Consider the following 7816-nt stretch of genomic DNA (forward strand, 5'->3'; position numbering starts at 1 on the left):
CGGTAGCGATAGCAGCCGTCAGGGTCGTCTTGCCGTGGTCCACGTGACCGATGGTGCCAACGTTGACGTGCGGCTTGTTCCGCTGGAATTTTTCTTTTGCCATGATTTCTCCGAAAGAGCAAAACCTGTGTGATGTTTAAGGTCTGCACCCCATTGCTTGGTCGCCCCGCACAGGTGACAGGGCGGCATGGGATCGCAGACCGGCAAAAACCGCAGCACCCCGGCGCCAAAACGCCTGGGTGCTGCGATTCAAAAGCCTTCAATTATACAAAAAAGCTTACTTCGAGCGAGCAGCAACGATGGCTTCAGCCACGTTACGGGGAGCTTCAGAGTAGTGCTTGAACTCCATCGTGTACGTAGCGCGGCCTTGCGTCTGCGAGCGCAGCGACGTGGCGTAGCCGAACATTTCCGACAGAGGCACTTCAGCCTTGATGGACTTGCCGCCGCCGGCCATGTCGTCCATGCCCTGCACCATGCCGCGACGCGAGGACAGATCGCCCATCACGGTACCGGCGTAGTCTTCAGGCGTCTCGACTTCCACAGCCATCATGGGTTCCAGGATGACGGGGCTGGCCTTGCGGGCAGCTTCCTTGAAACCGAAGATGGCGGCCATCTTGAACGCCATTTCGTTCGAGTCCACATCGTGGTACGAACCGAAGGTCAGCGTAACCTTCACGTCCACGACAGGGTAGCCAGCCAGCACGCCGGAAGTCAGCGCTTCGATCACGCCCTTCTCGACTGCGGGGATGTATTCGCGAGGAACCACACCGCCCTTGATGGCGTCGACGAACTCGAAGCCCTTGCCGGGTTCCTGGGGTTCGACCGTGAACACCACGTGGCCGTACTGACCCTTACCACCGGACTGGCGAACGAACTTGCCGTCCACGTCCACGACCTTCTGGCGAATGGTTTCGCGGTAGGCAACCTGGGGCTTGCCCACGTTGGCTTCCACGTTGAATTCGCGCTTCATGCGGTCAACGATGATTTCCAGGTGCAGCTCGCCCATGCCGGCGATGATGGTCTGGCCCGATTCTTCGTCGGTACGCACGCGGAACGACGGATCTTCTGCAGCCAGGCGCGACAGGGCGATGCCCATCTTTTCCTGGTCGGCCTTGGACTTGGGCTCCACGGCCTGTGCAATCACGGGCTCGGGGAAGACCATGCGTTCCAGCACGATGGGGGCGTCCACGGAGCACAGCGTTTCGCCGGTCGTCACGTCCTTCAGGCCCACGCAGGCAGCGATGTCGCCGGCGCGGATTTCTTCGACTTCCACGCGCTCGTTGGCCATCATCTGCACGATACGGCCGATGCGTTCCTTCTTGCCCTTGACCGAGTTGAACACGGTGTCGCCCTTGGTCAGGACGCCCGAGTACACGCGCACGAAGGTCAGCTGACCGACGAACGGGTCGGTCATCAGCTTGAAGGCCAGTGCCGCAAACTTTTCACCGTCGTCAGCCTTGCGGCTGAGCTTGGTTTCTTCGTTTTCGGGATCGGTACCGGTGACGTCAGGGATGTCCACAGGCGCCGGCAGGTAGTCGATCACGGCGTCCAGCATGCGCTGCACACCCTTGTTCTTGAAAGCGGTACCGCACAGCATGGGCTGGATTTCGGTAGCCAGCGTACGAGCGCGCAGGCCGGCCTTCACGTCTTCTTCGGACAGAGTACCTTCTTCCAGGTACTTGTTCATCAGCTCTTCGCTGGCTTCAGCGGCGGCTTCCACGAGGTTCTCACGCCACTTGTTGGCGGTCTCCACCAGCTCGGCGGGGATCTCGTGGTATTCGAACTTCATGCCTTGCGAGGCTTCGTCCCAGATGATGGCCTTCATCTTGACGAGGTCGACCACGCCCTTGAAGTTGTCTTCGGCGCCGATCGGGATCACGACGGGCACGGGGTTGGCCTTCAGGCGCAGCTTCATCTGGTCAACGACCTTGAAGAAGTTGGCGCCGGTACGGTCCATCTTGTTCACGAAGGCCAGACGGGGCACCTTGTACTTGTTGGCTTGGCGCCACACGGTTTCCGACTGGGGCTGCACGCCGCCCACGGCGCAGTACACCATGCAGGCGCCGTCCAGCACGCGCATGGAACGCTCCACCTCAATGGTGAAGTCCACGTGGCCGGGGGTGTCGATGATGTTGAAACGGTGCTCGGGGTAGGACAGGTCCATGCCCTTCCAGAAGCAGGTCACTGCAGCGGAAGTGATGGTGATGCCGCGCTCTTGCTCTTGCTCCATCCAGTCGGTCGTAGCAGCGCCGTCGTGCACTTCGCCCAGCTTGTGGGTCACACCGGTATAGAACAGGATACGTTCCGTGGTGGTGGTTTTGCCTGCGTCGATGTGGGCGGAGATACCGATGTTGCGGTAGCGCTCGATGGGGGTCTTGCGAGCCATGATGGATCCTTGATCGTATGGAGGGAGTCTCTGCCCGTTCCAGCCTCATGGTGCAGACGGACAGCAGTCTTATCTGGGGATGCTCCTAATCGAGACAAGGCCGCAGGCAAAAATGCATGCGGCCTGTCTGATCGGGAGCGAAGTGCTCTTAGAAGCGGAAGTGGCTGAATGCCTTGTTGGCTTCGGCCATGCGGTGAACTTCGTCACGGCGCTTCATGGCGCCGCCACGGCCTTCGGTGGCCTCGAGCAGCTCGTTGGCCAGGCGCTGGGCCATGGACTTCTCGCCGCGCTTGCGGGCGGCTTCCTTCAGCCAACGCATGGACAGAGCCAGGCGACGCACGGGGCGCACTTCGACAGGCACTTGGTAGTTGGCACCGCCAACACGGCGGGACTTCACTTCGACCATGGGCTTGACGTTGTTGATGGCAACAACGAAGGCTTCCAGCGGGTCTTTGTCAGGGTGCTTCTTTTGAATCAGGTCCAGGGCACCGTAGATGATGCGTTCTGCAACCGCCTTCTTGCCGCCTTCCATGATCACGTTCATGAACTTGGACAGCTCGACATTGCCGAACTTGGGATCCGGCAGGATTTCACGTTTGGGGACTTCGCGACGACGTGGCATTTTTTACCTCTATCTTGCTTCAGTTGGCATCTTTTCAGACACCGCGAGAGTCAACAGGACTCCCACTTACTCGACCCGCGCAAAACACTTGCGTTTGGGGTCACTACGCTGAATCTCGCGCCACGCGGGATACAGCACCTTCCTCGAAAAAACGCAGGGCTTACTTGGCCTTGGGCTTCTTCGCGCCGTACTTGGAACGGGATTGCTTGCGGTCCTTGACGCCTTGCAGGTCAAGGGAGCCACGCACGATGTGGTAACGCACACCGGGCAAGTCCTTCACACGGCCGCCGCGCACCAGAACAACGCTGTGCTCTTGCAGGTTGTGGCCTTCACCACCGATGTAGGAGATGACCTCGAAGCCGTTGGTCAGGCGCACCTTGGCAACCTTACGCAGAGCGGAGTTAGGCTTCTTAGGCGTCGTGGTGTACACACGGGTGCACACGCCGCGGCGCTGAGGGCAGTTTTCCATAGCAGGGCTCTTGGATTTGACAACTTCGACCGTGCGGCCCTGACGCACGAGTTGGTTAATGGTTGGCATTAATAAACGTCCCTAAACGTGAATTGCTTGCGAAAAGCGAAAACGTGAATCCCTTCGGAAATTCCGAAAAGCCCTCGACTGTACCAGCTTGCGGGAGATCGCACAACTGCACCCCCTCCAAGCCAGTACGCGAGGGCCTGCGCGACAGGCGCGGGGCTTACTTGATCCAGAGGCGGATCGCATCCCAGGCACGGCCGAAGAAGCCTGCCTGCTCCACGCCTTCCAGCGCCACCAGCGGCACTTCGGCCACGGTGTCGGCACCCATCTTGACCTTGAGCGTGCCCATGGCCTGGCCCTTCGTGAACGGGGCGATCAGCGGGTCCTGGCGCACGACTTCGGTGCTCAGCTTGCCGCCGCTGCCGGCCGGCACGGTGACCACGATGGGCGTGGTGCGGCCGATCTTGACGGTGTTCGCCTTGCCCTTCCAGACTTCGGGCGTGGCCACGGCCTGCTCGGCATCGAACAGCTTGACCGAATCGAAGGCCGCATAGCCCCAGTTCAGCAGCTTCTGGCTTTCATTGGCACGCGCGTTCTCGCTGGCCGCGCCCAGCACGATGGAGATCAGGCGGCGGCTGCCCACGTTGGGCAGGTCGCGCTTGGCGGTGGCCACCAGGCAGTAGCCGGCGGCAGCCGTGTGGCCGGTCTTGAGGCCATCGACGGTCGGGTCGCGGAACAGCAGCGAGTTGCGGTTGGTGCCGTTGGAGGCCGGCGTACCAGGATAGAAGTACTTCTTGGTCGAGTAGTAGTGCATGTACTCGGGGAAGTCCTGCATCAGGCGCTGGGCGAGGATGGACAGGTCGCGCGCCGTGGTCAGGTGGCCGGGCTCGGTCAGGCCTTCGGGGTTCTTGTAGCTGGTGTTCTTCATGCCCAGCGCCTTGGCCTGCTCGTTCATGAGCCGCACGAAGTTCTCGGCCGAGCCGCCCACGCCTTCGGCCAGGGCCATGGTGGCGTCGTTGCCGGACTGCACGATCATGCCCTTGACCAGGTCATCGACCGGCACCTGCATCTTGGGGTCGATGAACATGCGCGAGCCGGGCATCTTCCAGGCGCGCTCGCTCACGGGCAGGCGCTGCTCCAGCGTGATCTTCTTGGCGCGCAGCGCGTCGAAGACCAGGTAGCCGGTCATCAGCTTGGTCAGCGAGGCCTGCTCGATGGGCGCATCGATGTCCTTGGCGCCCAGCACCTGGTTGGCGGTGACATCGACCAGCAGATAGTTGCGCGCCGCGATTTCGGGCGGCTGGGGCGGGGTGATCTGCGCCAGCGCCAGGGCCGGCGCCATGGCGGCCGCCAGTGCCAGGACTCGCAGCGTGGAGGAAAGTGGCTTCATGAGGAAAACTCTCGCTAAAGGGCAGGGAATGCAGGAAAGGCGAAAACATGCCCGCCCGATGGGGCAGGCCTGTTGAGCAGCGGCGCGGGCCGCTAGGGGAGTGAGCGCAAATGGCGGACCACGAGGCTTTTGAGCAGCGGCAATTGTCCGTGAAAGAAATGACCGCCTCCGGGCACGACGGTAACAGGCAGTATCTGCGGGCGCGCCCAGTCCATGACAGCAGACAGAGGCACCGTGTCATCGGCTTCGCCGTGCACCACCAGGGTCCGGTCATGGGCTTCGGGCGGGACAGGCGCCACGGTGAAACGGCTGGCCGCCGTTCCCACCAGCACCGCCTTTTCCACCCGACCCTCGTTCCAGAGCCCCGCCAGCACATGGCTGGTGACGAAGGCTCCGAATGAGAAGCCGGCCAGCGCGATCGGTCCTTCGGGGGCGACCTGGCGGACCACGGACAGCATGTCCTGGGCCTCGCCGACGCCTGCGTCGTGCTCGCCGGCACTGGCGCCCACGCCGCGGAAGTTGAATCGCACGGCCGTGTAGCCGCACTGCACGAAGGCACGCGCCAGGGTCTGCACCACCTTGTTGTCCATGGTGCCGCCGAACAGCGGATGGGGGTGGGCGATGATGGCCACGCCGCGCGGCGGTGCATCGGCGGCCGGCGCATCGCGCAGGGCCTCCACGGCCCCGGCAAGGCCGGTCAAGGTCAAACGTTCGGTCTGCGCATTCACAATCGCTATCCTAGTAGTAGCAGCCAATCCAAGCTGACAAAGCACTGATGCCCGGAAAGGCCCAAAGTTCCAGCCGGTGCTCAGCGGCCCACGTCGGGCGGCAGCAGCAGGCGCTCCACGGGCTGGCCGTTCTTGAGGTGGGACTCGACGATCTCGTCGATGTCGGACTCGTCCACGAAGGTGTACCAGGTGCCTTCGGGGTAGACCACGGCCACGGGACCGCCCGCGCAGCGGTCCAGGCAACCGGCCTTGTTCACGCGCACCTGGCCCTTGCCGGCCAGGCCCAGCTGCTTGACCTGCTTCTTGCAGTGGTCAAAGCCCGCCTTGGCGCCGTGCAGCGCACAGCAGTCCTCGCCGTTGGGCCTCTCGTTGAGGCAAAAGAAGATGTGGCGCGCATAGTAGTTGCCTGCGCCTTGCTGGCCGCTGTCGGCCCCGGGACGTGGGTGTTCGCTCATGGAGCGGATTCTAGGCCTGCGGCACTGCAGGCGCCGGGGGCGGCGGCGGTGCCGCATCGCGGCGCGCCAGCCTGAGCAGCACATAGACCAGGGTCGCATAGGGCCACAGCCAGCCCAGCCACTGGCCCAGCCCGTAGAAGCGGATGAAGCGGCCCTGCTCCCAGGCCTGCAGCGTTTCCGAGAAATAGGCGCTGGTGGGCGCCTGGTTCAGGATGCTCAATTGCAGCACCAGCACCAGCAGCAAGAGGGCCGCACAGGCCCGGCGCGGCAGCGGCATGGCCACCATGGCCAGGCCCAGGCCACCCCACACGCCCATGCGCACCGGCAGGTCCACCCACTCCCAGGCATGGGCCGGCCCCCAGCTCAACGCGGCCGACAGTGCCGAGACACCGATGCCGATCACCACCGCAGAGCCCGCCAGCATGGCGCGCCGGCCCATGTGGCGCATTACGCAGTAGGCCAGCAGACAGGGCACCCACAGGCCCAGCATCACGCACAGCATCTCGGTCACGGGCGACAGCGGCGTCAGCGCGGACTCGCGCAGCGGCAGCCACATGAGGAAGGGCGTGCCTTCGAGCAGATCCAGCAGCCCCTGCTCCAGCCGCTCCAGCACCTGGCCCAGGCCAAAGGGCACGGCGGCGGGAAAGAGCAGCGCCCAGGGCCACAGTGCCAACAGCACCATGGCGCCGCCGCCGTCCTCGCCCAGCCAGTGGGTGCGAAAGGCGCTCCAGCGCGCCAGCGCGCCCAGCCGCTCCAGCAGCAGCGCCACCAGCGCCCCCAGCAGGGTGCCGCCCGCATTGAGCACCAGATCCAGGTTGGAGGGAACGCGCCGCGGCAGGTAGATCTGCAGGAACTCCATGGACAGCGACAGCAGCGTGCCGGCCAGCGCCGCCAGCGGCACGGCCGCACGCGGGCTGCCGCTGCGCACCAGGGCCAGCGCCAGGAAAAAGCCCAGCGGCGCGTAGCCGACGATATTGATGTTGATGTCGAACCAGGTCCAGTACGGCGGCGGGATCTTTGCCGTCAGGAAGACCAGCGGATCAATGCCCTGGGCACGCCAGCCATCGAAAGGAAACAGGCTGGCGAAAACGATGAGCACCGCATAGACCAGCGCCAGCGGCCAGGCCGAAGTCTTTTGCACCACGCCCTGCCTCCCTCTTCGTTGGATCGGTTTCTCAGAAAGGTTTGACGACCACCAGGATGACGATGGCCACCAGCAGCAGCACCGGCACCTCGTTGAAGAAACGGAACCAGCGGTGGCTGTGCTGGTCCCGGTTGTCGATCAGCTTGCGCAGCAGGCGCGCGCAGGCGTGGTGGTAGCCGATGACCAGCAGCACGCCGGCCAGCTTGGCATGCATCCAGCCGTTGCCCGGCCCCTTGCCGATGCCGTAGCCCAGGTACAGCCACAGGCCCAGGCCCAGTGCGGGCACGGCCAGCAGCGTGGTGAAGCGCAGCAGCTTGCGTGCCATCAGCAGCAGGCGCTCGCGCTCGGCCACCGAGCCGGGCGTGACCATGGCCACGTTGACGAAGATGCGAGGCAGATAGAACAGGCCCGCGAACCAGCTTGCCACGAAAACGATATGAAAGGCTTTGACCCACAGCATGCGGGCAGTGTACGTGCGTACAGGGGTGCGCCAGGCTGCGCAGGCGCAAAAGCCGAGTCCCGCGTGCCGGCGTCGTCGCAAGGGTTGCGGGGCCTGCGGCGGGAATGGGGCACAATTTTCGGCATGCATCTGTCCAGCCCCACCCCCTTCCCGCAC

General features: G+C 63.8%; 9 protein-coding genes. All 9 read right to left on the bottom strand.

Annotated features, from left to right (window positions below):
• Positions 1-103, bottom strand: a 103-nt coding sequence (locus tag BW39_RS29600) for a GTP-binding protein (RefSeq protein WP_043825943.1), incomplete at its 3' end; no start/stop codon positions are given.
• Between the two features lie 174 nt (positions 104-277).
• Positions 278-2386: an elongation factor G gene (gene fusA / locus BW39_RS29605; protein ID WP_013800248.1), complete on the bottom strand. Its 2109-nt coding sequence runs from the start codon at positions 2384-2386 to the stop codon at positions 278-280.
• A 148-nt stretch (positions 2387-2534) separates the two neighbouring features.
• A complete protein-coding gene (rpsG, locus tag BW39_RS29610) occupies positions 2535-3008 on the bottom strand; it encodes a 30S ribosomal protein S7 (RefSeq protein ID WP_012202326.1) in 474 nt (157 codons plus the stop codon).
• A 160-nt stretch (positions 3009-3168) separates the two neighbouring features.
• Positions 3169-3546, bottom strand: coding sequence for a 30S ribosomal protein S12 (rpsL, locus tag BW39_RS29615; protein WP_012202325.1), 378 nt, complete (start codon positions 3544-3546; stop codon positions 3169-3171).
• A gap of 157 nt (positions 3547-3703) precedes the next feature.
• Positions 3704-4873, bottom strand: coding sequence for a D-alanyl-D-alanine carboxypeptidase family protein (locus tag BW39_RS29620; protein WP_013800247.1), 1170 nt, complete (start codon positions 4871-4873; stop codon positions 3704-3706).
• A gap of 92 nt (positions 4874-4965) precedes the next feature.
• Positions 4966-5601, bottom strand: coding sequence for an alpha/beta hydrolase (locus BW39_RS29625; RefSeq protein ID WP_012202323.1), 636 nt, complete (start codon positions 5599-5601; stop codon positions 4966-4968).
• Between the two features lie 80 nt (positions 5602-5681).
• Positions 5682-6056, bottom strand: a complete 375-nt coding sequence (locus tag BW39_RS29630) for a (2Fe-2S) ferredoxin domain-containing protein (protein WP_012202322.1) — start codon at positions 6054-6056, stop codon at positions 5682-5684.
• Between the two features lie 10 nt (positions 6057-6066).
• Positions 6067-7200, bottom strand: coding sequence for a VanZ family protein (locus BW39_RS29635; protein WP_013800244.1), 1134 nt, complete (start codon positions 7198-7200; stop codon positions 6067-6069).
• Between the two features lie 31 nt (positions 7201-7231).
• Positions 7232-7660, bottom strand: a complete 429-nt coding sequence (locus BW39_RS29640) for a CopD family protein (RefSeq protein ID WP_013800243.1) — start codon at positions 7658-7660, stop codon at positions 7232-7234.
• Between the last annotated feature and the right edge of the window lie 156 nt (positions 7661-7816).

This window comes from Delftia sp. RIT313 (assembly GCF_000632165.1).
GTDB classification, from domain to species: Bacteria; Pseudomonadota; Gammaproteobacteria; order Burkholderiales; family Burkholderiaceae_C; genus Comamonas; species Comamonas acidovorans.